The 23,341-nt window shown below is 66.9% G+C and carries 21 protein-coding genes, 1 tRNA gene, 2 pseudogenes and 1 riboswitch; of the genes and pseudogenes, 17 read left to right on the top strand and 7 right to left on the bottom strand.

What is annotated here, in order from left to right; translation table 11 throughout:
- Window positions 1-64 precede the first annotated feature (64 nt).
- A riboswitch (TPP riboswitch) is annotated at window positions 65-195 on the top strand.
- Between the two features lie 69 nt (window positions 196-264).
- The 4 genes from thiO to MBTS_RS07640 are packed head-to-tail and all read left to right on the top strand — an operon-like array spanning window position 265 to window position 3,140.
- A complete protein-coding gene (thiO, locus tag MBTS_RS07655; RefSeq protein WP_373321297.1) occupies window positions 265-1,491 on the top strand; it encodes a glycine oxidase ThiO in 1,227 nt (408 codons plus the stop codon).
- Entirely contained in the window at window positions 1,488-1,700 is a 213-nt protein-coding gene (thiS, locus tag MBTS_RS07650; protein WP_056148134.1) for a sulfur carrier protein ThiS, read from the top strand. Before thiO ends, thiS begins: the two co-directional genes overlap by 4 nt.
- 16 nt (window positions 1,701-1,716) lie before the next feature.
- Window positions 1,717-2,511: a thiazole synthase gene (thiG, locus tag MBTS_RS07645; RefSeq protein WP_018044841.1), complete on the top strand. Its 795-nt coding sequence runs from the start codon at window positions 1,717-1,719 to the stop codon at window positions 2,509-2,511.
- Entirely contained in the window at window positions 2,511-3,140 is a 630-nt protein-coding gene (locus tag MBTS_RS07640) for a thiamine phosphate synthase (protein ID WP_192215347.1), read from the top strand. The genes thiG and MBTS_RS07640 overlap by 1 nt, the downstream gene beginning before the upstream one ends.
- A gap of 78 nt (window positions 3,141-3,218) precedes the next feature.
- Here the strand turns inward: MBTS_RS07640 and MBTS_RS07635 are convergent, their stop codons facing one another.
- The 6 genes from MBTS_RS07635 to map form a co-directional block, all read right to left on the bottom strand.
- Complete coding sequence (locus MBTS_RS07635) at window positions 3,219-3,968, bottom strand: proteasome-type protease (RefSeq protein WP_018044839.1); 750 nt, start codon at window positions 3,966-3,968, stop codon at window positions 3,219-3,221.
- Window positions 3,969-4,025: 57 nt separating this feature from the next.
- Window positions 4,026-4,853, bottom strand: a complete 828-nt coding sequence (locus MBTS_RS07630) for a transglutaminase family protein (RefSeq protein ID WP_192215346.1) — start codon at window positions 4,851-4,853, stop codon at window positions 4,026-4,028.
- 36 nt (window positions 4,854-4,889) lie between these two features.
- Entirely contained in the window at window positions 4,890-5,834 is a 945-nt protein-coding gene (locus MBTS_RS07625) for an alpha-E domain-containing protein (protein WP_018044837.1), read from the bottom strand.
- Window positions 5,835-5,902: 68 nt separating this feature from the next.
- Entirely contained in the window at window positions 5,903-7,342 is a 1,440-nt protein-coding gene (locus tag MBTS_RS07620) for a circularly permuted type 2 ATP-grasp protein (protein ID WP_192215345.1), read from the bottom strand.
- 138 nt (window positions 7,343-7,480) lie between these two features.
- Complete coding sequence (gene radC / locus MBTS_RS07615; RefSeq protein ID WP_238253992.1) at window positions 7,481-8,200, bottom strand: RadC family protein; 720 nt, start codon at window positions 8,198-8,200, stop codon at window positions 7,481-7,483.
- Between the two features lie 26 nt (window positions 8,201-8,226).
- Window positions 8,227-9,057 (bottom strand): type I methionyl aminopeptidase, encoded by an 831-nt coding sequence (map, locus tag MBTS_RS07610; RefSeq protein ID WP_018044834.1) that lies wholly within the window; start codon window positions 9,055-9,057, stop codon window positions 8,227-8,229.
- Between the two features lie 212 nt (window positions 9,058-9,269).
- Here map and MBTS_RS07605 point away from each other — a divergent pair, with 212 nt between their 5' ends.
- From MBTS_RS07605 to MBTS_RS07545, 13 genes and pseudogenes are all read left to right on the top strand, one after another.
- Complete coding sequence (locus MBTS_RS07605) at window positions 9,270-9,524, top strand: zinc-finger domain-containing protein (protein ID WP_018044833.1); 255 nt, start codon at window positions 9,270-9,272, stop codon at window positions 9,522-9,524.
- Between the two features lie 32 nt (window positions 9,525-9,556).
- The gene (locus MBTS_RS07600) at window positions 9,557-10,774 is read left to right on the top strand and encodes an FAD-dependent monooxygenase (RefSeq protein WP_056148145.1); all 1,218 of its coding nucleotides are present in this window, start codon (window positions 9,557-9,559) and stop codon (window positions 10,772-10,774) included.
- A 37-nt stretch (window positions 10,775-10,811) separates the two neighbouring features.
- Window positions 10,812-10,898: transfer RNA gene (locus MBTS_RS07595), tRNA-Leu, on the top strand.
- Window positions 10,899-11,047: 149 nt separating this feature from the next.
- Complete coding sequence (gene edd / locus MBTS_RS07590) at window positions 11,048-12,871, top strand: phosphogluconate dehydratase (RefSeq protein ID WP_192215343.1); 1,824 nt, start codon at window positions 11,048-11,050, stop codon at window positions 12,869-12,871.
- Window positions 12,872-13,042: 171 nt separating this feature from the next.
- Window positions 13,043-13,660 carry a bifunctional 4-hydroxy-2-oxoglutarate aldolase/2-dehydro-3-deoxy-phosphogluconate aldolase gene (gene eda, locus MBTS_RS07585; RefSeq protein WP_147829467.1) on the top strand — a complete coding sequence of 206 codons (618 nt, stop codon included), beginning with the start codon at window positions 13,043-13,045 and terminating at the stop codon, window positions 13,658-13,660.
- Window positions 13,661-13,978: 318 nt separating this feature from the next.
- Window positions 13,979-15,253 carry a dicarboxylate/amino acid:cation symporter gene (locus tag MBTS_RS07580; RefSeq protein WP_018044829.1) on the top strand — a complete coding sequence of 425 codons (1,275 nt, stop codon included), beginning with the start codon at window positions 13,979-13,981 and terminating at the stop codon, window positions 15,251-15,253.
- 75 nt (window positions 15,254-15,328) lie between these two features.
- The gene (locus tag MBTS_RS07575) at window positions 15,329-16,216 is read left to right on the top strand and encodes an amino acid ABC transporter substrate-binding protein (RefSeq protein WP_238253994.1); all 888 of its coding nucleotides are present in this window, start codon (window positions 15,329-15,331) and stop codon (window positions 16,214-16,216) included.
- 98 nt (window positions 16,217-16,314) lie between these two features.
- Window positions 16,315-17,820: an aspartate ammonia-lyase gene (locus tag MBTS_RS07570; RefSeq protein WP_192215342.1), complete on the top strand. Its 1,506-nt coding sequence runs from the start codon at window positions 16,315-16,317 to the stop codon at window positions 17,818-17,820.
- A 467-nt stretch (window positions 17,821-18,287) separates the two neighbouring features.
- On the top strand, window positions 18,288-19,889 hold the full coding sequence (locus tag MBTS_RS07565) for a porin (RefSeq protein ID WP_056148157.1): 1,602 nt from the start codon (window positions 18,288-18,290) through the stop codon (window positions 19,887-19,889).
- Window positions 19,890-20,291: 402 nt separating this feature from the next.
- Complete coding sequence (locus MBTS_RS07560) at window positions 20,292-21,170, top strand: amino acid ABC transporter substrate-binding protein (RefSeq protein WP_056148817.1); 879 nt, start codon at window positions 20,292-20,294, stop codon at window positions 21,168-21,170.
- Between the two features lie 28 nt (window positions 21,171-21,198).
- Window positions 21,199-21,921 carry an amino acid ABC transporter permease gene (locus tag MBTS_RS07555; protein WP_056148160.1) on the top strand — a complete coding sequence of 241 codons (723 nt, stop codon included), beginning with the start codon at window positions 21,199-21,201 and terminating at the stop codon, window positions 21,919-21,921.
- A 57-nt stretch (window positions 21,922-21,978) separates the two neighbouring features.
- Window positions 21,979-22,671 (top strand): amino acid ABC transporter permease, encoded by a 693-nt coding sequence (locus tag MBTS_RS07550; protein ID WP_018044823.1) that lies wholly within the window; start codon window positions 21,979-21,981, stop codon window positions 22,669-22,671.
- A 53-nt stretch (window positions 22,672-22,724) separates the two neighbouring features.
- A pseudogene (locus tag MBTS_RS07545) lies at window positions 22,725-23,220 on the top strand (amino acid ABC transporter ATP-binding protein); the annotation flags it as partial.
- On the opposite strand, the pseudogene MBTS_RS07540 reads toward MBTS_RS07545, so the two are convergent.
- Window positions 23,213-23,341: pseudogene (locus MBTS_RS07540) on the bottom strand (ATP-binding cassette domain-containing protein); the annotation flags it as partial. The pseudogenes MBTS_RS07545 and MBTS_RS07540 sit on opposite strands and share 8 nt — an antisense overlap.

Raw genomic sequence — 23,341 nt, 5'->3', positions numbered from 1 at the left:
ACCGGCTGGCATATCAAACGGCGTCGGCGGGGATTGACCGGAGCGTGCTCCTTGCCCACATCAGGGGTGTTCCAGGGAGATCCCCGTCAAGGGGCTGAGAAACCGATGAGCGTGGACCTCGAGGTCGCGCGGCGCGGAAATCCTTCGAACCTGAACCGGCTCATACCGGCGTAGGGATTGGACCGCGGGTTCTTCTGTCAAGAAACCCGGCATGCTTCGGATCGGAAGCTGAAGGACACCAATCTCTGCGGATCATCGCGGAGGTTGCCTTTGGACGTCTCAGCCACCCCGACCATCCTGTCGCGCCGGTCCACCGGTCTCGTCATCGACGGTAACGCTCTGCCCGCGCGAAGCGACGTCGTGATCGTCGGCGCCGGTCTGATCGGCCTTTCCGCGGCCTGGCGCCTGGCTCGGGCGGGTCTCACCGTCACGGTGATCGAACGCGACACCGTGGGCGCCGGGGCGAGTCTCGCGGCCACGGGGATGCTCGCGCCCGCGGCGGAACACGAGCCGGGCTCCGATCCGCTGCTTCCCCTGGCCCTCGAGAGCTTGGCGCGCTGGCCGGGCTTTCGCGACGAACTCCAGGCCGCCTCCGGTATCGGCATCGATTACCGGGAGGAGGGGACCCTCGTCCTCGCCATCGGCCGAGACGAGGTGGACCGCCTGCGCTTTCGGCACGATCTTCAGATCCGCTCCGGCCTCACGGCGCGCTGGCTGTCGGGGACGGAAGTCCGTGCCCGCGAGCCGGCCCTTCGTCCTTCGGTCACCGCCGGCTTGTTCTGCGCGGAGGATCATCAGGTCGACCCGCCCCTCGTCATGGCGGCGCTCACCCGCGCGGCCCAGGCGGCCGGAGTGACCATCGTCGAGCGATGTCCGGCGGAAGCGCTGGATTGGGAGGGGGGCCGCGTCCGTGGCGTCGCGACGCCGCGCGGAACCGCATCGGCCGGGACCGTGATTCTCGCGGCGGGCGCATGGAGCGGGGAGGCCGGACTCCTGCCGGAGGACCTCGCCCTGCCGGTTCGGCCGATCCGCGGCCAGTCGCTGGCGCTGAAGACCACGGCCCGGACGGGCAACCTCTCGCACATGGTGTGGACCGAGCAGGTCCACATGGCCCCGAAGGCCGATGGCCATCTCATCGTGGGGGCCACGGTGGAGGATTGCGGCTTCGTTCCCGGCGTCACCGCCGGCGGTCTCTACGCGCTCCTCGAAGGGGCGCGACGTGTCTTGCCCGGCATCGAGGAGATGGAAGTCGAGGCGGTCTGGAGCGGGTTCCGGCCGACGTCCGACGACGATGCGCCGATCATCGACACGCTGGCACCCGGCCTCGTGGCGGCCACCGGCCATCACCGCAACGGATACCTCCTGGCTCCGGCCACGGCCGACGCCGTCTGCGCCCTTCTCACCACCGGCGCGCTGCCCGATTTCGCGCGCGGCTTCGGCCTCGCCCGGTTTCGGCGGCCTGCGCGAGCCGAGAGGAGGGCTTTCGCATGAGGCTCACCATCAATGGGCACCCGCGCGAGGTCGAGGCGGCGGACCTGTCGACCCTCTTCCAAGTCGAGGCAGAGGAGACGGGGATCGAGAGCCCGCAGGGCATCGCCATCGCGCTGAACGGCACCGTCATCCGCCGTCGCGACTGGGAGACGACCCCTGTCGCCGAGGGCGACAAGGTCGAGATCGTGCGCGCCATGCAGGGCGGATAGTCGAGGGATCGGGATCATGAACGGACACACGATCGAAGCCGCTGCCGACGACGCGCTGGTCATCGCCGGCGTGAGCTTGGGCTCCCGCCTCTTCATCGGCACGGCGGGATATCCCACGCAGAGCATCATGGTCGATGCGGTGGAAGCCTCCGGGGCGGAGGTCGTCACCGCCTCGATCCGCCGGGTCTCCCTCCAGGGCCATGGCTCGGATACGGTGCGGCGCCTGAAGGGGTATCGCTTCCTGCCCAACACCGCCGGCTGCGAGACCGCCCGCGACGCGATCATGACGGCCGAACTGGCCCGCGAGGCGCTCGACACCAACTGGATCAAGGTCGAGGTCATCGGCGACCGCGAAACGCTCTATCCGGACGTGGCCGAGTTGCTGGAAGCCTGTCGCCACCTCGTCGATGACGGGTTCGTCGTGCTGCCCTATTGCAACGACGATCCCGTCGTGTGCCAGCGGCTCGCCGATATCGGTTGCGCCGCGGTGATGCCGATGGGGTCGCTCATCGGGTCGGGGATGGGGGTCGCCAACCCCGCCAATCTCGAATTGATCTGCCGCCGCGCCAGCGTGCCGGTCATCGTGGATGCGGGGATCGGCACCGCCTCCGATGCCGTCGTGGCCATGGAACTCGGCGCCGCCGGCTGCCTCCTCAACACTGCCGTCGCCAAGGCCGACGACCCCGTCCGCATGGCCCGCGCCATGCGCCACGCCGTCGAAGCCGGCCGGCTCGCCCATCTCGCCGGACGCATCCCTAAACGGGGACGCGCCGAACCGTCGAGCCCGCAGCTCGGACTCGTCGGTTCGTGATGCGTAACCCATCGGGGCTGCTTCTGGTCACCGACCGGGCCGGAAGCCCGATGGGCTTGGTCGAGAGGATCGAGGCGGCGCTGGCGGGCGGCGCCCGCTGGATCTGGTTCAGGGACCGCGACCTCGACGCAGTCTCGCGCCGTGTCCTCGCCGAAGAGCTGATGGGGCCGGTGCGGGAGGTGGGGGCAAGGCTCATCGTCGGGGGAGATGTGGCCCTCGCCCGCGCCATCGGTGCCGATGGAGTCCATCTCGGCGGAGGGGCGATGCCCCCGGACATCGCGGCGGCACGGCGGGATCTTCCGCCCGGATGCCTTCTCGGAATCTCGGCCCATTCACCCGTGGAGGTGATCCGGGCCGCCCAAGCGGGCGTGGATTACGCCACCCTCAGCCCCATCTTCGCGACCCTGAGCAAGCCGGGATATGGGCCGGCGCTCGGCCCGGACGTCCTCAAGCGCGGTCCCAGACCCACAATTCCGGTCTTCGCCCTCGGAGGCGTCACTCCGGCGAATGCGGGAGCCTGCCGCGACGCCGGGTTTTCCGGGATCGCCGTCATGGGCGGGGTCATGGGGGCGGTGGATTCACGAGCGGTGGTGGGCGCCTATCTCGATGCCTGGGAGACCCGGAACTGAGCGGGCCTCGCACAGGAATTCGCCGGTTCCGCGTCTTGGAACCGGCTGATTCCCAGGGGCTGAACGAATGGAATCGGCTCAGTGCCCAGCGGGGCCGTAAGGGGGGCGTGGGATGGCCCGGTGCGCTGCGCGCAGGGCCGCGGACCAGCGCTCGCGCAGATCGTGGAAGTAGGATTCTCCCGCCTCGATCCGATGGCTCACTTCGAGGTCGAGCGCATTGCGACGGGCCACGGCGATGTCGATGGGCAAACCCACGCCGAGATTCGACCGCATGGTGGAATCCATGGAGACGAGGCTCACTTTCAGGGCATCGTAGAGGTCGGTCTCGAACTTCACGGCCCGATCGAGGATGGGTTTGCCGTATTTGTGCTCACCGATCTGCAGGAACGGCGCATCGGTGCTGCACTCGATGAAATTGCCCGCCGAATAGATCAGGAACAGGCGCATGGGCTCGTTGCCGATCTGACCGCCGAACAGCAGCGAGATCGAGAACCGGAGATTGGCCGCCTCGAACCCGGCCTTCTCGATGGCGCGGACACGACGGATCGCCTTGCCGATGAGCTGCGCGGCCTGGAACATCGTCGTGGTTTCAGTGAGCTTCAGCGTCGGCTCGCCGTCGTCGCCGGCAACGCCCTCGGCGAGCATGCTGAGCACCGATTGGGTCACGGAGAGGTTGCCGGCCGATGCCAGCATCATCACGCGCTCGCCGGGGACGTTGAAGTGATGCAGCTTGCGGTAGGTCGAGATGTCGTCGAGGCCCGCATTGGTGCGGGTATCGGCAACCATCACGAGCCCTTCCTCGACAAGGAGCCCGACGCAATAGGTCATGATACCGATACCCCTGATGGCCCGAGACTCTCAGGCCATTCTTGATGCTGTGACGGGCTAGACCTGGACGGCGGCCTGAGCCTGTTCGACGCGAAGCTTTACTTCGAGTGTTTCAGTCCCGCCACCCATCCGGCTGCCTCTGATCGGGGCCGCACCTAAATAATCCAGCCCGATGGCGACGCGGATATGCGCCTCCGTCGTAGCGATACCATTGGCCGGGTCGAAACCGACCCATCCCAGACCGGGCACCAGAGCTTCCGCCCAAGCATGCCCCGATCCCTGGTCCTCCTCGCTGTCGGCGTGGAAGAAATAACCGGAGACGTAGCGGGCGGGAATCTCCAGATGCCGCGCTGCGGCGATGAAAATATGGGCAAGATCCTGGCAGACGCCCTTTCCGGCGGCGAAGGATTGCGCGGCGGTGGTGCTGGCGCTGGCCGGACCCGGCTCGAAGGCGACCGTGTCGAAGACGGCGGCGAGGAGACGGTGAAGGCAGGGGAGAACCGAGGAATCACCCTCGTCGACCACGCTCTTGGCGAAAGTCTGAAGCTCGCCATTGGCCGTCGCGAGATCGGAATCGCGCAGATAGAACACGTCGGGCAGGCGTTCCACGGTGCCGCGGACGATGCCGTGCATCTCGTTGGTGTCGACTTCGCCGGTCACCCGGATCGTCAGGGCGTCGGCCGGCTCGTCGGCCGTGAACCAGTGGGTGACGTTGCCGAACCCGTCCTCGCGCTCGCTGATCCGCCCATCCACCGAGGGCTCGATCCGCCAGCGGCGGACATATTGCCCGTCATGGTCGCGCGGTCGAAGGCGGAGGAGCTGGATGAGACCCCGTGCCGGCTGCTCGTAGGTGTAGTTGGTCTCATGGAAGACGCGGATGCGCATGGACGTCTCTTGTAGAACTCGGGATTCGACGGAACCCTACACCAGATATTGCTCGATGACCGCCGCGCCGAGACGATTGTTCTCGACGATGAAGGCCGTCACGAACTCGTGCAGACCCGATCGGAACACCCGGTCGATGTTCTCGCCTTCCAGGCGTGCGAGGGTGTTGCTCGCCAGGCGCTGGCTCGCGCCGCGGCGGCCATAGGCGTCGGCGATGAGATCGAGATGCTCCACCAGCATGCCGTAACAATTGGTCAGGGAGCGCGGCATCTGCCGGTTGAGGATCAGCAGGTCGGCGACCAGCAGCGGCTTCACGCTCTCGCGATAGACCCAGTGATAGGCGTTGAAGGCCGAGACCTCGCGCAGGATCGTGGTCCACTGGAAATAATCGAGGCTGCCGCCGACCTTCTCCGTGGCCGGCAGAAGGATGCGATACTTCACGTCGAGGATGCGGGCGGTGTTGTCGGCCCGCTCGATGGCGGTGCCGAGCCGCGTGAACCAGTAGGCGTCGTTGCGCAGCATGGTGCGGTAGGCCGAGCCGTCGAAGGCGAGGGACACGCCCTTGACCCATTCGAGGAAGCGGCTGAACTCGTCGCGATTGAGATCGCGGCCTTCGTAGTTGCGCAGTTCGAGCCAGGCACCGTTGATCGCGTCCCACATCTCCGTGGTCAGGGCGGTGCGGACGGAGCGGGCATTCTCGCGCGCGGTCTCGATGCAGGAGCGGATCGAGGACGGGTTGTGGGGCGAGAAGGCCAGGAAGTTGCACACCGTCGCTTCGTTGACGCTGTCATAGAGCGGCTTGAACACCTCCGGGTCGCCCGCGGAGGCCAGGGCCGACGCCCACTCGTTGGTCTCGCCGCCACCATAGCTCGAGGGGAGGGCGGCGAGCCGATGGGCCGCATCGAGGATGCGGGCGACGAACTCGGCCCGCTCGGCGTAGCGCGAGAGCCAGTACAGATTGTCGGCGGTCCGGGACAGCATGGGCTTCCGTTAAGGCGATGGGCGAGAAAACGATCCACCCCGCTTCCGGGGTGGGCTTTGGCGTAGCGTCAGGCGTCCAGCACCCAGGTATCCTTGGTGCCCCCGCCCTGGCTGGAATTGACGACGAGCGACCCTTCCTTGAGGGCGACGCGGGTCAGGCCGCCCGGAACGATCCGGATCTCGTCGGAGCCGCATAGCACGAAGGGCCGCAGATCGACGTGGCGCGGCGCGACGCCGGACGCGACGAAGGTCGGGCAGGTGGACAGCGCCAGGGTCGGTTGGGCGATGAACCCGTCCGGCGCGTGGCGCAGCTTGCGGCTGAAATCCTCGATCTCCCGCTTGGTGGCGTGCGGGCCCACCAGCATGCCGTAGCCGCCCGATCCGTTGACTTCCTTCACGACGAGGTCGGCGAGGTTGTCCATCACGTAGGAGAAGGCCTCCTTCTCGCGGCAGCGATAGGTCGGCACGTTGTGCAGGATCGGCTCCTCGCCGGTGAAGAACTTCACGATCTCCGGCATGTAGCTGTAGACGGCCTTGTCGTCCGCGATGCCGGTGCCGACCGCGTTGGCGAGGGTCACCGTCCCGCGCTCGTAGGCGTTCATCAGGCCGGGCACGCCGAGCACCGAATCGGGCCGGAACACCAGGGGATCGAGGAAGTCGTCGTCGAGGCGGCGATAGATCACGTCGACCCGGCGCGGGCCTTCCGTGGTGCGCATGTAGACCACGTCGTCCTTGGTGAAGAGATCGGAGGCCTCCACCAGATCGACGCCGAGCTTGTCGGCCAGGAACGAGTGTTCGTAGAACGCGGAATTGTAGCGTCCCGGAGTGAGCAGCACGACGGAGGGGTCGCGCGTCGCCGTCTGCGGGGCGAGGCTGCGCAGGGTGGCCAGGAGCGCGTCGGGATAGTTCTCCACCGGCGCCACGCGATGGCGCGAGAACAGTTCGGGGAAGAGCCGCAGCATCACTTCCCGGTTCTCCAGCATGTAGGAGACGCCGGACGGCGTGCGGGCATTGTCCTCCAGCACGAAGAAGTCGTTCTCGCCGGTGCGGACGATGTCGATGCCCGCGATGTGGACGTAGAGGTCGTGCGGGACTTTGAAGGCCCGCATCTCCATCCGGTAATGCGGGTTGCGATAGACCAGATCGGCTGGAATGATTCCGGCCTTGATGCATTCCTGGGCGCCATAGATGTCGTTGAGGAAGGCATTGATCGCGGTGACGCGCTGCTTCAGCCCCCGCTCGAGGAAGCTCCATTCCGGCTTCGTGATCACCCGTGGGATGATGTCGAAGGGGATCAGCCGTTCGGTGGATTCGTTGGCGCCGTAGACGGCGAAGGTGATGCCGATGCGCCGGAAGAGCATCTCGGCCTGGCTGCGCCGCGTGTTGAAGTGCTCGGGCGGCGTCGTCTCGAGCCACGATCTCAGGCTGTCATAGGCTTCGCGAACCGAGGCATCGCCCAGGGCGGCTCCCGGTATCCCATTCATTTCGTCGAACGCAGCGAGCGCCATTCGCGCCTCCCCTTTTATCCCGGCATCTTCGCAAGAGGCGCGCCACCGGGACGATGTGCGCTTCGCAGCAGACCGATGGTGTCGTCCGATCGACGCGGAGCGCACGATCCGCCACGATCGATCGTCAGAGTAGCACGTTCACATCAGCTTCAACCCCTTCAGGCTCGCGTGTCCATCCCGGCCGAGGATGACGTGGTCGTGGACGACGATCCCCAGCGGGTCGAGGATCGCCACGATCTCCCGCGTCATCCTGATGTCGGCCGCGGAGGGCGTCGGATCGCCGGACGGGTGGTTGTGCGCGAGGATGATGGCGGTGGCCGAGAGTTCGAGGGCGCGGCGGGCCACCTCCCTCGGATAGACCGGGGTGTGATCGACGGTGCCGCGGCCCTGGACCTCGTCGGCGATGAGGTGGTTGCGCTTGTCCAGGAACAGCACGCGGAACTGCTCGCGCGGCGAGAACGCCATGGTGGCGCGGCAATATTCGAGGAGCGCCGCCCAGGAGGAGAGCAGGGGCCGCGCGGCGATGGCGCCCCGCGCCAGGCGATGGCCCGCCGCCTCGATGAGCTTGAGATCGGCGACGACGCCCTGGCTCACGCCCTCCACCTCCGCGAGGCGGTTCGGCTCCGCGCTCACCACTTCGGCGAAACTGCCGAAGCGGCGGATCAGGGCCTTGGCCAGGGGCTTCACGTCCCGTCGCGGGATGGCGCGGAAGAGGACGAGTTCGAGGAGTTCGTAATCCGGCAGGGCATCCGCCCCGGCCTGGGCGAAGCGCGCCCGCAGCCGGTCGCGGTGCCCGAGATAATGGGGAGCGTCCGAGGCCGCCTCGCCGGCGGGCGCTTCGAGGGGGAGGCGCGGCATCGTCTTGCCTCCGGATCCCGGCATCGTCAGGCGGAGGGGGCGATCGGCTGATGCAGGCCCTTGGGCGAGAAGGTGAAGACCTCGACCCCCGTCTCCGTCACCGCCACCGTGTGCTCGAACTGCGCCGAGAGCGAGCGATCCCGCGTCACGGCGGTCCAGCCGTCGGAGAGCACCTTCACCGCCGGGCGGCCGAGATTGATCATGGGCTCGACCGTGAAGAACTGCCCCGGCTCGAAGGCCACGTCGTAGCTCGGCTCGACATAGTGCAGGATGGTCGGCGCATCGTGATAGATGCGCCCGAGGCCGTGCCCGCAGAAATCGCGCACCACGGAGCAGCGCTCGGCTTCGGCATAGGCCTGGATCGCACGGCCGATATCCGTGGTGGAGCCGCCCGGCTTGATCGCGGCGATGCCCCGCATGAGGCATTCGTGGGTGATCTCGCACAGGCGTGCCGCCTTGCGCGGCACTTCGCCGACATAGGCCATGCGGCTGCTGTCGCCGTGCCAGCCGTCGACGATGAGGCAGATGTCGAGATTGACGATGTCGCCGTCGCGCAGGGGCTTGTCGTTGGGGATGCCGTGGCAGACCACGTGGTTGATCGAGGTGCAGATCGACTTCGGGTAGCCGCGATAGAGCAGCGAGGCCGGGTAGGCGCCGTTGTCCATGGCGAATTCGTAGGCGAGGCGGTCCAGCGCCTCCGTGGTCACGCCGGGGGCGGTGGCCTCCATCAGCACGTCGAGGGCCTCCGCCGTGAGGCGGCCGGCCTTGCGCATGCCCTCGAACCCTTCGGGACCGTGAATCGGCGGCCGAGGCGCGCGGCGACCGCCTTCGACGACGGCCTGTTCGTTCTGGGTCATGGGGAACGTGGTTTCGTAAGAGCGGCTGAGAGACATCCCTCTCTAAGGCGGCATGCGCGGGAGGCCAAGCCTCGACGAGGCGGGCTTTTTGCTGGGCTTGGGGAATCCTCGGCGCTAGGCTTGAGGGCGACGAGCGGGTAGAGAATGGCCCGGACGGAGCAATGGTGCCCGGGCGGGGCTCGGCCCCGGCGGGACGGAGGCAGGATCGGGCGATGGCTGACAAGGCGGTGCCGCATTTCCATAACGACCTCGGAGTTGCCCTGATCGAAGTGGGCTCCAAGGAGTTCATGTGCATCGGCGCCAAGCCGCCCTTCGATCATCCGCACGTCTTCCTCGACATGGGGACCGACGACGAGATCATCTGCCAGTATTGCTCGACGCTCTACCGCTATCGCCCCGGCCTGAAGGCCGGCACGGCCGATCCGGCCGCCGCCGTCTGGGACGACAACGGCGCGAAGGCCGCCTGATCGCACACGATTCGCGAGGGCGAGATCCGCAGGTGTCCGACGGTTCCCATGGGTCCCGAGCCCCTCACGCCGCCCCCAGCCTCGCCGTCGCCATCGTCGGCGCGGGCATAGGGGGCCTGACGGCCGCCCTTGCCCTCGATGCCGCCGGGCATGAGGTGACGCTCGTCGAGCGCCGGACCGGGTTCAGCGAGGTCGGCGCCGGCCTGCAGCTCTCCCCGAATGCCAGCCGCGTGCTGATCTCCCTCGGCCTCGGCGCCGCCCTGCGCCGGGCGGCGAGCGAGCCGCCACGGGTGGTGGTGCGTGCCCTCGGGTCGGGGCGCGAGATCGGCGGCGTCGAACTCGGGGCCGAACTGCGCGGCCGCCACGGCGCGCCCTATTACGTCATCCACCGGGCCGACCTGCAGACGCTCCTGCTCGATGCCGTGCGCAGCCGGCCGGGAATCCGCCTGATGATGGGGCGGGACGTCAGGGGGCTCGCTGAATCGGACACCTCCGTCGAGTTGACCCTGGAAAGCGGCCAGGGCTCGCGATCCGAGACGCTGGCCGTCGACCTCGTGGTGGGGGCCGATGGCGTGCGCTCGACCCTGCGCGGTCATTTCGACGGCCGGCGGTTGCGATCCTGCGGCGAGGCCGCCTGGCGCGCCACGATCCCACGCGATGCCGCGCCACCGGAATTGCAGGGCGACGAGACCGGCCTGTGGCTCGGGCGCCGCCGGCACGTGGTGCATTACCCGATCCAGGGCGGGCGGAGCATCAACATCGTGGCCGTGGTGCCCGAGCGCCTCGGCAGCGAGGATTGGGGCCAGCTCGGCGAACCCGCCGTCCTGCGCGCGCAGTTCCCGGACGCGACCCCGGTTCTGGCCGAGCTCCTGACCGCGCCGGATTCCTGGCTGGTCTGGTCGCTGGTCGACCGGCCGACCGCGCGGCCCATGGCGCGGGGCCGGGTGGCCCTCATCGGCGACGCGGCCCATCCGGTCCTGCCGTTCCTCGCGCAGGGGGCGGCGCTGGCCATCGAGGACGCGGCCGTCTTCGCCCTGACCCTGCGGGCCGACGACGTGGCGGCCTCGCTGGCGGCCTATGCCGGCCTGCGCGCGCCCCGCACCCGGCGCGTGCAATCGGCCGCGCGCGGCAACGGCCGGACCTACCATGCGGGCGGGCTCGTCGGTTTTGCCCGCAACCTCGTCATGCGCCGCCTCGGCCCCGCCGGGATGGGCCGCCGCTACGACTGGCTCTATGGCTGGGCGCCTTGATCTCGGAGCCTCGCCTCGTTACCGCTGATCCCGCAATGCGGACGTGGCGAAACCGGTAGACGCACGAGACTTAAAATCTTGCGGCTGAAAGGCTGTGCGGGTTCGAGTCCCGCCGTCCGCACCATCGCCCGCACCGAACCGCGATGGCCTGAAACGTGCTGAGCCGATCCGGTCATTGATCGTACCGCGCGGCGACCGATCTATCGCCTGCGAGACGAGCCCTCTACGTTCCTGACAGCAGGTGGCTTCGCATCAGCGAGGGAAGGATCTGCCATGACCGAGCTTCACCCGGAAGTCGCAGCCGTCACCGAGCGCGTGGTGACGCGCTCCAAGGCGAGCCGGCGCGCCTATCTCGACCTGATCGCCCGCGAACGCGACGGCGGCGTGCACCGGCCGATGCTCAATTGCGGCAACCTCGCCCATGGCTTCGCGGCCTCCGGGGAGGACAAGCCGGCGATCAAGGCCGGCCGGGGCATGAATATCGGCATCGTCACCGCCTATAACGACATGCTGTCGGCGCATCAGCCCTATGGCCGCTACCCGGAGCAGATGAAGCTGTTCGCCCGCGAGGTCGGTGCCACGGCCCAGGTGGCGGGCGGCGTGCCGGCCATGTGCGACGGCGTCACCCAAGGCCAGCGCGGCATGGAACTGTCGCTGTTCTCGCGCGACACCATCGCGCTCTCCACGGCGGTGGGGCTCAGCCACGGCATGTTCGACGGGGCGGCCCTCCTCGGCATCTGCGACAAGATCGTGCCGGGCCTGCTCATCGGGGCGCTGCGCTTCGGGCACCTGCCGCAGATCCTGATCCCTGCCGGGCCGATGCCCTCGGGCCTCGCCAACAAGGAGAAGCAGCGCATCCGCCAGCTCTATGCCGAGGGCAAGGTCGGCCGCGACGAGCTGCTGGAATCGGAATCCGCGTCCTATCACGGGGCGGGAACCTGCACCTTCTACGGCACCGCCAATTCCAACCAGATGATGATGGACGTGATGGGCCTGCACATGCCCGGCGCGTCCTTCATCAATCCCGGCACGAAGCTGCGCCAGGCGGTGACCCGCGCGGCCGTCCACCGGCTCACGGAGATCGGTGCCTCCGGCAACGATTACCGGCCCCTCGGGCGCTGTGTCGACGAGAAGGCCATCGTCAACGCGATCATCGGCCTCTTGGCCACCGGCGGCTCAACCAACCACGCCATCCACCTGCCGGCCATCGCCAGGGCCGCCGGGATCATCGTCGACTGGGAGGATTTCGACAGGCTCTCGGCGGTCATCCCGCAGGTGGCCAAGGTCTATCCCAATGGCTCCGGGGATGTGAACCACTTCCACGCCGCCGGCGGCATGTCCTACGTCATCGCCAGCCTGATCGATGCGGGCCTGCTGCACGACGACATCCTCACCGTGGCCGGCGGGCGCCTGCGCGACCACGCCCGCGACCCGAAGCTCATCGAGGACGCACTGGTGTTCGAGGACGCGCCCGCTTCCTCCCATGACGAGAGCATCCTGCGCGGCCCCGCCAACGCCTTCCAGCCGGATGGCGGGATGCGGCTGGTGAAGGGCAATCTCGGCCGGGCCACCTTCAAGACCAGCGCCGTCGATCCCTCGCGCTGGACGGTGGAGGCACCGGCACGGGTGTTCGACGATCAGGACGATGTCATGGCTGCCTTCAAGGCGGGCGAACTGGAGCGGGACGTCGTCGTCGTCGTGCGTTTCCAGGGGCCGAAAGCCAACGGAATGCCCGAACTGCACAAACTGACGCCTCAGCTCGGCGTCCTGCAGGATCGCGGCTTCCGCGTCGCCCTCGTCACCGACGGGCGCATGTCCGGCGCTTCCGGAAAGGTACCGGCGGCGATCCATCTGAGCCCCGAGGCCCTCGGCGGCGGTCCGCTGGGCAAGCTGCGCGACGGGGACATCGTCCGCCTCAGCGCCGAGGACGGAACGCTCCAGGCCCTCGTCGACCCGGCGGAATGGGAGGCGCGGGAGGGCGCCACCCCGCCGCCGCCGGCTTTCGGGACCGGCCGCGAGCTCTTCGCCTTCATGCGCCACGGGGCCGACGGGGCCGAGCAGGGCGCGTCCGCGATGCTCAGCGCCGCCGGATTGTAGGACGGTCTTATTGCAGGGCGGTCTTCCGGCCCCTCGGCTCGCGCGTGTCTCCGAGACGGGAAGCAGGGCGCGGGTTCCCTCTCCTGGAAGGAGAGGGGGCCTGTCGAGACACCTCGATCCGGGACAATCGAACGGACACCGTCTCCCTTTCACGACCCAGAGGACGATTTCATGACCACCATCGACGCGCTGATGCGCTCCGTTCCCGTGATCCCCGTCCTCGTGATCGAGGACGCCGCCCATGCCGAGCCGATCGCCAGGGCGCTGGTGGATGGCGGCCTGACGGCCCTGGAGGTCACCCTGCGGACCCCCGCCGCCCTGGAGGTGATCCGCATCATGGCGCAAGTGGAGGGGGCCGTCGTCGGCGCGGGCACCGTGCTCAACGAGCGGGATCTCGACGCGGCGATGGAGGCGGGCGCGCAGTTCATCGTCAGCCCCGGTCTCACCGACCCGCTAACGAAGGCCGCCATCGCTCGCGGCATCCCGTTCCTGCCGGGGGTCGCCAATGCCGCCGACATCATGCGCGGCCTCGACCACGGGCTCGACCGGTTCAAGTTCTTTCCCGCCGAAGCGGCCGGGGGCGTCAAGGCCCTGAAGGCCCTCACCGGCCCGTTCGGGCAGGTCCGCTTCTGCCCCACCGGCGGGATCACCGAGGCGACCGCACCGGATTGGCTGAAGATCGCGCAGGTTCTCTGCGTCGGCGGCAGCTGGGTCGTCCCGGCCGGCGAGCCGCAGCCGGAAGCCATCCGCCGGGCGGCGAGGGTCGCGTCGGGCCTGCGCCCGCATTGAACCGCCGTATCGATCCGACGGAGCCTCGGCTCCGCATGGCGGCGCCCGCCGATTTGCGGACCCGTCCCGTCGAAGGGTGCTTGCGCGGCTAAGAAAAGGGAATAACCTCCTCTCGGATCGACATCACGAAGGACTTGATCTTCGAGGTCGAAGCACCGCCGAAAGTTCGCGCTCACCCCGTATTTGAGGTGATGGGCCGGTCGATCGGATCACCGGGCGTCACGACTTCGCGATGCGACGGTGCAAGGCATGAGGCATGTCGAGTGTGGCATGTGTCATGCAAGACCTAGACAACGTTTCTGCCGGTGAGGAAGTGCGATGCAGTCCAGGCTGACGACTTACATCTTCATCGGTATGCTTCTGGGCATCGCGGTCGGGTATCTCTGTAACATCACATGGCCGGACCCTCAGACGTCCAAGGAAATCTCCGGCTACATCGCCCTCGTCAGTGACGTGTTCCTGCGCCTGATCAAGATGATCATCGCGCCGCTGGTCTTCTCGACCCTCGTCGTCGGCATCGCGCATATGGGCGACACCGCCTCCGTCGGCCGCGTCGGCGGCAAGGCGATGCTGTGGTTCGTCGGCGCGTCCCTGTGCTCGCTGCTGCTCGGCCTGGTGATGGTCAACATCCTGCGGCCCGGCGACGCCCTGAACCTGCCGCTGCCGGATGCCGGCGCCACCACCAACCTCAAGGCCGCGTCGCTCTCGCTCAAGGAATTCGTCACCCATCTGGTGCCGAAAAGCCCCGTGGAGGCGATGGCCAACAACGAAATCCTGCAGATCGTCGTGTTCTCCATCTTCTTCGGCGTGGCCCTCGCGGCTTTGGGGGAGAAGGGCAAGCTCCTGGCCGAGGGCATCGAGGGCCTCGCCGACGTGATGCTGAAGATCACCGGCTACGTCATGGGTTTCGCCCCCGTCGCGGTGTTCGCGGCCATCGCGGCGACGATCACCACGCAGGGCATCGGCGTCCTCGTGACCTACGGCAAGTTCATGGTGGAGTTCTACTTCAGCCTCGCCATGCTGTGGTGCCTGCTGGCCTTCGCCGGCTTCCTGCTGGTCGGAAAGCAGATGCGGCGGCTCCTCAACCTGATCAAGGAGCCGTTCCTCCTCGCCTTTTCCACCGCATCGAGCGAGGCGGCCTATCCGAAGACCCTGCAGAACCTCGAGCGCTTCGGCGTGCCCAACAAGATCACCTCGTTCGTCCTGCCGATGGGGTATTCGTTCAATCTCGACGGCTCGATGATGTACTGCACCTTCGCGGTGATGTTCATCGCGCAGGCCTACAACATCCCGCTGACCCTCGGGCAGCAGATGACCATGCTGTTGCTGCTGATGGTGACGTCGAAGGGCATGGCCGGCGTGCCCCGCGCCTCGCTGGTGGTGATCTCCGCCACGCTCTCGACCTTCCACATCCCGGAGGCTGGCCTCCTCCTCATCATCGGCATCGACCAGTTCCTCGACATGGGCCGCTCGGCCACCAACGTCCTGGGCAACAGCGTCGCAACCGTCGCCGTGGCGAAATGGGAGGGGCAGCTGGAACTGACCGACCAGAGCCTCGACCGGGACGTGTCGCCCTTGGCCGAGCCGGCCTGAACCGCCGGCGGCATCGCTTGCCGCCGACCGCAACCCCTATGGCATGACGGGACACGGACAATGCACGCGAAAGGCATGAGGGCAGTGGCCGCCGGGGCCCTGGTGCTCGCCTTGAGCGCCGCGCCCGCTTCCGCCATCGATGTTCTCACCGGCACGCTGAAGAAGATCGGCGAATCGCGGGCCGTCACCCTCGGCTATCGCGAAAACTCGCTGCCCTTCTCGTTCAAGGACGCGGCCGGGCATCCGGTGGGATACGCGATCGATCTCTGCCTGGAGGTGGTCGATGCCATCGGCAAGGAGATCGGCCGCACCGATCTCACCGTGCGCTACGAGCCCGTCACCCCGGAGACCCGGATCGCGGCGGTCACCTCGGGCAAGATCGACCTCGAATGCGGGTCGACCACGGCGAATGCGGAGCGCCGCAAGCTCGTGGCGTTCTCGCCCATCACCTATTTCAGCGCCACCAAGCTCCTGGTGAAGCGCGGCGCGCCCATCGGCTCCTATCGCGACCTCTCCGGCAAGACCGTCGCGGTCACCGCCGGCACCACCAACGAGGCGGCCCTGCGAGCTTTGATAGCGCGACTCAACCTGTCGGCCACCGTCGTCACGGGCCGCGACCACGCCGAATCCTTCGCCATGGTCAGGGACGGCCGGGCCGACGCGCTGGGGCTCGACGATGTCCTGCTCTATGGCCTCATCACCGCGGCCGGCCCGGACGGGGCGTCCTACACCGTGCTGGCGGACAAGCTGTCCTTCGAGCCCTACGGCCTGATGTTCCGCAAGGACGACCTGCAATTCGCCGGCGTCGTGAACGCCGCCTTCGAACGTCTGGCCGAGTCGCGCGAGCTGCGCTGGATCTACGAGCGCTGGTTCCTCAAACGGCTGCCGAACGGCGAGCGCCTGAACGTCCCCATGTCCGATGAGCTGAGAACGAATTTCCAGGTCATCGGGCTTCAGGACTGAGCCGATGTCAGGATTGCCGGCCCACGGCGCTTGACGGCTCCGCCGCCGCATGTGGCTTCGGCGGTGCCGCCGCGAGCGTGGCGCGAGGGAGACGACCGATGGCGACGGACACGCAGAAGCCCACCGATGCGCCGGCCGAGAACATCGCCGTCGCCACCGTGCGAACCGTCGAGATGGAGGGCGCGCGGACGCGGACCGAGCACGATCTCCTCGGCTATGGCGAAGTGCCGGTGGGCGCCTATTGGGGGATCCACACCAAGCGCGCCGTGGCGAACTTCCCCATCACCGGCGTGCCGGTGGGGCACTTTCCCGAATTCGTCAAAAGCCTCGCCCTGGTGAAGCAGGCGGCCGCCCGCGCCAACCGGCGGCTGGGCTACCTTTCCGCCGACAAGGCCGATGCCATCGACCGCGCCTGCACCCTCGTCGCCACCGAGCCCCGCTTTGCCGAATCGTTCGTGGTGGACGCGATCCAGGGCGGGGCCGGCACGTCGACCAACATGAACGCCAACGAGGTCATCGCCAACGTCGCCCTGGAACTGATGGGGCACCCGCTGGGGCATTACGCGGCGCTCCACCCCAACGACGACGTCAACATGGCCCAATCCACCAACGACGCCTATCCGACCGCCCTGCGCCTGGCCGTGATGTTCGCGACCCAGCCCCTCATCAAGGCTCTCGACGACCTCGCCTACGCCTTCAAGGGCAAGGCCGTGGAATTCGCCGATGTCCTCAAGATGGGCCGCACTCAGCTGATGGATGCGGTGCCGATGACCCTCGGCCAGGAATTCGACGGGTTCCACGCCACCATGAAGGAGGATGTGGCCCGGCTGAACGAGATCGTCGGGCTGTTCCGCGAGGTCAATCTCGGTGCCACCGCCATCGGCACCGGCATCAACGCGGACCCGCGCTATGCATCCCTGGCGGTGGAGGAGCTGTCGCGCATCTCCGGGCACCCGATGGTGCTCGCCTCGAACCTCATCGAGGCGACGTCCGATCTCGGCGCGTTCGTGCTGTTCTCGGGCGTGCTGAAGCGCGTGGCGGTGAAGCTCTCCAAGATCTGCAACGATTTGCGCCTGCTCTCGAGCGGGCCGCGCACCGGCTTCGGCGAGATCCGGCTCCCGGCCGTCCAGGCCGGTTCCTCGATCATGCCGGGCAAGGTCAACCCGGTGATCCCGGAAGTGGTCAACCAGGTCGCTTTCCTGGTGATCGGCCACGACCTCACCGTGACCCTCTGCGCCGAGGGAGGGCAACTCCAGCTCAATGCCTTCGAGCCGACCATCGGATACTGCGTTCTCAGTTCCCTGCGCATGCTCACCGCGGCGGTGGATACCCTCACGAAACGCTGCATCGAAGGGATCGAGGCCGATCGCGAACGCTGCCGCTCCCTCGTCCATGGTTCCATCGGCCTCGTGACCGCCCTGGTGCCGGCTCTGGGATACGAGGCGTGTTCGAGGGTGGCCCAGCGCGCCCTGGCGGAGAATCGCCCGGTGGCCGACATCGTGCTGGAGGAAGGGCTTCTGACGGAGACCCAGCTCGATCACCTGCTCGAACTCGAGGCGATGACCCTTCCGTCTCGTGTGAGGCGCAACAATCCGGGGGCCTGACGGCCATCGCCGAGAAAATGACCCATCCCTCCGGCGCCGGTGCGTGGGCCGGCGCCGGACCGGGCCAATGTCCGATTCATGACGGTCCGGTGACGGTGCGAAGCACAAAAACTAAGCAAAGGGTGCGCTGGCGGGAACAACTGATCTCAATAGCGCCGCAGGATGCATTGGTTTTCTTCTCCCAGCCCCCGCTCTGCACATCAATCGGTCCCGGCGATGACATGGTTTGCCGCCTGACGAACGTTGCAGCGCCGCCACAGCAGTTCAGAACCGATGTGGCATTCGCGATTCCGAGTTGCTCGCAGGAACCCGCTCGCACAGAGTGAATACGCACTGGGGAAACCCCGGGGCACGGCCGGAACGGGGCACTCAAGTCCTGCCGGCTAACAAATAAAGGCAAACGAACGCCGGTCCATGCCGGGTTGAAGTTGCCTGTCCCTCGGGTCTCGAAGCTTTTGGAGATATCAATGAAGCTCTTGAAGAGCTCACTCCTCGGTACTGCCGCAGCCTTTGCGTCGGTCGCTGGAGCGCATGCCGCCGACCTTCCCGTGAAGAAGGCCGTGCCGATCGAATACGTCCGCGTCTGCTCCGCCTACGGCGCCGGCTTCTTCTACATCCCCGGAACGGATACCTGCATCCGTCTCTCGGGCCGCGCCCGCCTCGACATCGGCTACCAGCCGACGGACAGCCGCTCCGGCTCAGGCAACGGCGACACGACCGGCTATATCGGTCTCGCCCGCATCAACGTCGATGCCCGCACCCAGACGGCCTACGGCACCCTGCGCGCCTTCACCCGTATCCAGTTCGCCTCGCGCACCGGCGCCACCGGCGGTCTCCGCTCCGGCACCCAGGAGCGCATCGGCTCCGCCTTCGGTGCAACCGGCCAGGACCAGGTCGGTCGCGACCAGCAGTTCGTGAACACCGACAAGGCGTTCATCCAGTTCGCCGGCCTCACCGCCGGTCGCGCCTCCTCGTTCTTCGACTTCTACGCCCACGACTTCGAATTCGCCGGCGCGACCCTGAACTCGGACGTCCAGTCGACCAACCTGCTGGCCTACTCGGCCAAGTTCGGCGAAGGCTTCTCGGCTACGGTCTCGCTCGAAGACCCGACCTTCCGTCGCAACACGGTTTACTCGCAGACCTTCGGTGCGGCTGGCGTCACTGGCGCTCCGTCCCCGGTCCTCATCGGAGTCGGCGCGACGAATACGTTCTCGAACTACGACGTTTCGCAGCGTAACCGCATGCCCGACTTCGTTGGCGTGCTGCGCTACGATGCTGCCTGGGGTTCGGCTCAGATCTCGGCTGCAGTCAAGGAAATCAACGTCCAGAATCCCGTTGGATCGACCTTCGGTATAGCTTCGGTTCCCGGTCTTGGTGGGGCTGCTGTGACTGGGGCTCCCGCCAGCGAGTACGGCTGGGCTGTCCAGGGTGGCGTGAAGATCAACACCCCGTTCATCGCTCCTGGCGATACGCTGTACCTGCAGGGAGCCTACGGTGAGGGCGCGACCCTCTACACGGGCTACTCGTCCTACAACGGCAGCTACACCTCGATTGCCAGCACCATCAACGGCGCTGCCTTCGATCCCTTCATGTCCGACGCCACTCTGAACCCTCTGACCGGCAAGATCGAAACCTCCACCAGCTTCACCGTGGTCGGTTCGTTCCTGCACTACTGGTCGCCTGAGTGGCGTTCGGCCGTGTTCGGCAGCTACGGCGAACTCTCCTTCGCCCGTGGCGCTCGCGCCGCCAATGCGGCGGCGTTCCAGACCACCGGTGCGACTGGTCAGTTCACCGGCGTTCCCGGCCAGACCTCTTTCGACGTCAGCCCGGTTCTCCGTGACACCTACCAGATCGTCGCCGGCGCGAGCCTGATCTGGTCGCCGGTGAAGGACCTCGATATCGGTGTCGAGGGCTTCTACACCAAGGTCGGCGTCCAGAACGGCCGCGTCGTGGACCGCACCCAGTCGAGCGGCACCGTCAACGCCGCGAACATCGCCTCCGGCGCCGTTCGTACCGTGACCGCCGACGACACCTACCAGGTGCGTATGCGCGTCCAGCGCGACTTCTAAGCATCGATGGCCGGCGGGATCGGAGCCATGCTCCGATCCCGCAAGATCATTCAAGATGTTCTGAAAAAGGCCCGGCTGCAAAGCCGGGCCTTTTTCATGTGCTGTTTCGGTCCGTGCCCCCTCATCTTCTCCTACCCGTTACGATTTCAAATGCGGGGCATTGTTTCGCCGAAATGGATGTTGGCCGCGCGCGCGGCACGCCGATTGCTATAACCTCGTCGAGCGGTTGACATCTCCGGTGAGGCCTCATTCACCGATTGCGATGGGCGAGACCGCTGCTACGTTGAGCCTCACGTGCCGGTCGTCCGATCGGCGAGAACCCCTCCGGGAGCCAGCCTTCACATGCATTTTGGTCATCACAGGTCCGCCGCTCTGTCGGCGGCGGTCGTCCTCGCATCGGCAATGGGCATTACGCTCGGCGCATCCGGTGCCGGCGCCCAGGAACTGACCGGCACCCTCAAGAAGATCAAAGAGACCGGCGAAATCACCATCGGCTATCGCGACGCCTCGGTCCCGTTCTCCTACCTCGACGGCGACCAGAAGCCGGTCGGCTACGCCTTCGAGATCTGTAAGAAGATCGCCGAGGCGGTGAAGACCAACCTGAAGCTGACGAAGCTCGAGGTGAAGCTCAATCCGGTCACCTCCGCCACCCGCATCCCGCTGATCGCCAACGGCACCGTCGATCTCGAATGCGGCTCGACCACCAACAACGTCGACCGCCAGAAGCAGGTCGCCTTCACCAACACCCACTTCCTCACCGCCACCCGCTACGTGGCGAAGAAGTCGGCCAAGCTCGACACGATCGAGGATCTCAAGGGCAAGACCGTCGTGTCCACCTCGGGCACCACCAACATCCGCCAGATCAACGAGGCCAACACCGCCCGCGGCCTCGGCCTGACGATCCTGCCCGCCAAGGATCACGCCGAAGCCTTCCTCATGGTTGAGACCGGCCGCGCCGCCGCCTTCGTGATGGACGACGTGCTCCTCGCCTCCCTGGCCGCCAGCTCCAAGGAGCCCGGTGCCTACGCGATCTCCAGCGAGGCCCTGTCGAAGCCCGAGCCCTACGGCATCATGCTCCGCAAGGACGACGCGCCGTTCAAGGCCGTGGTCGATGAGGCGACGGCCAAGCTCTACAAGAGCCCCGAGGGCAAGGCCCTGTACGAGACCTGGTTCACCAAGCCGATCCCGCCGCGCGGCATCAACCTCAGCCTTCCCATGAGCGATCCCATGAAGAAGGCCTTCGAGTCGCCGAGCGACAGCGCCGACCCGGCCGCCTACTAAGCCGCCGCATCGGAGCAGACGACAGGCGATGAATTACAATTGGAACTGGCGGATCTTCTTCGAACCGTCGCCGGAAGGCACCGGCACCTATGCCGACATGCTTCTCTCCGGCCTCTCTTGGACGATCGCCACGGCGCTCTGTTCCTGGATCATCGCCTTCTCCCTCGGCTCGCTCATCGGGGTGCTGCGCACCCTTCCGAGCCGGGGGGCCCAACGGGTCGGCACCACCTATGTGGAGCTGTTCCGCAACATCCCGCTCCTCGTGCAGATGTTCCTCTGGTTCTACGTGGTGCCGGAAATCCTGCCCGGCTCCTGGGGGACCTGGCTGAAGCAGCTGCCGAATTCGTCGTTCTACACGGCGGTCCTCTGCCTCGGCTTCTTCACGGCCTCCCGCGTCGCCGAGCAGGTCCGCACCGGCATCGAGACCTTGCCGCGCGGCCAGCGCATGGCCGGGACGGCTCTGGGCCTCACCACGTGGCAGACCTATCGTTACGTGCTGCTGCCCAACGCCTACCGGGTGATCCTGCCGCCGCTGACCTCCGAGTTCCTGAACAACCTCAAGAACACTTCGGTGGCGCTCACCATCGGCCTGCTCGAACTCACCGCGCGGGCACGCTCGATGCAGGAATTCTCCTCGCAGGTCTTCGAATCCTTCACGGCGGCGACGGTCATCTATCTCGGCATCAGCCTGATTGTCGTGACGGTGTCGAGCAAGCTCGAGACCCGCATCGCCGTCCCGGGCTCGCGCTGATGACGGCGCGTTCCCTCTCCCCATCCTTCGCGACCGTCAGACGGGACTAGAGGACCGATGTTCACGGATTTCGACTTCGGGGTCGTCCTCTCATCCTTGCCGTACCTGTTCGGGACGGGAATGGTGTTCACGCTGACGCTCACCGCGCTCGCCGCCTCGGGCGGCATCATCCTCGGCACCATCATCGCGATGATGCGCCTCTCCGGGATCACCGCCCTGGCGCTCCCGGCCAAGATCTACGTGAACTTCATGAGGTCGCTGCCGCTCGTGCTGGTGATCTTCTGGTTCTACTTCCTCGTTCCCTATATCGGCCAATGGATGACGGGCGCGTCGCGGCCGATCTCGGTGGGTGCCTTCACCTCGGCCCTCGTCACCTTCACCCTGTTCGAGGCGGCGTTCTTCTCCGAGATCATGCGCGCGGGCATCCAGGCAATCCCGAAGGGGCAGACGGCGGCGGCGCAGGCCATCGGCCTGACCTACGGCCAGACCATGCGGACGGTAATCCTGCCGCAGGCCTTCCGCAACATGCTGCCGCTGTTGCTGACCCAGACCATCGTGCTCTTCCAGGACACGTCCCTGGTCTACGTCATCTCCCTCACCGACTTCCTCGGCGCCGCCTCGAAGGTGGCCCAGCGCGATGGTCGTCTCGTGGAGATGTATCTGTTCGCCGCGGCCGTCTACCTGGTGATCTGCATCACCGCCTCGACCCTCGTCCGGCGTCTTCAGCGCCGCGTCGCCATCATCCGCTAAGCTCTCGAGGATCCGTCATGTCCGCCATCGATCCCCAGGCTTCGACGAAGCCGATGATCGCCATCGACAACATCAGCAAGTGGTATGGCCCGGTCCAGGTCCTCAACGGCTGTACGACGCAGGTCACCAAGGGCGAGGTGGTCGTCGTGTGCGGCCCTTCCGGGTCGGGCAAGTCCACCCTCATCAAGACGGTCAACGCCCTGGAGCCGATCCAGAAGGGGGCGATCACCGTCGACGGCATCGGCGTCCAGGCCAAGGGCACCAACCTGCCCAAGCTGCGCGCCCGTGTCGGCATGGTGTTCCAGCATTTCGAGCTGTTCCCCCACCTGTCGATCATCGACAACCTGATGCTCGGCCAGTGCAAGGTGCTGGGACGGGCCAAGGACGATGCCCATGACCGCGGCCTGAAGCTCCTCGGGCGGGTCGGCCTCTCGGCGCATTCGCACAAATATCCGGGCCAGCTCTCGGGCGGTCAGCAGCAGCGCGTCGCCATCGCCCGCGCATTGTCGATGAACCCCATCGTCATGCTGTTCGACGAGCCGACCATCTCCGGGTCGAGGGCCGAGGTCGGCTCGTCGAACAGCATGACGATGGGGTTCATCGACAATGCGCGGGCGATGGCGACGCGCTGCTGCTGACCGCCCGAGAGCTGGCCCGGATATTGTGGGGA

It is taken from the genome of Methylobacterium bullatum (genome assembly GCF_014845095.1).
In the GTDB taxonomy this organism is placed as follows: domain Bacteria; phylum Pseudomonadota; class Alphaproteobacteria; order Rhizobiales; family Beijerinckiaceae; genus Methylobacterium; species Methylobacterium bullatum.
This window is presented reverse-complemented; position numbering and strand designations above follow the sequence as displayed.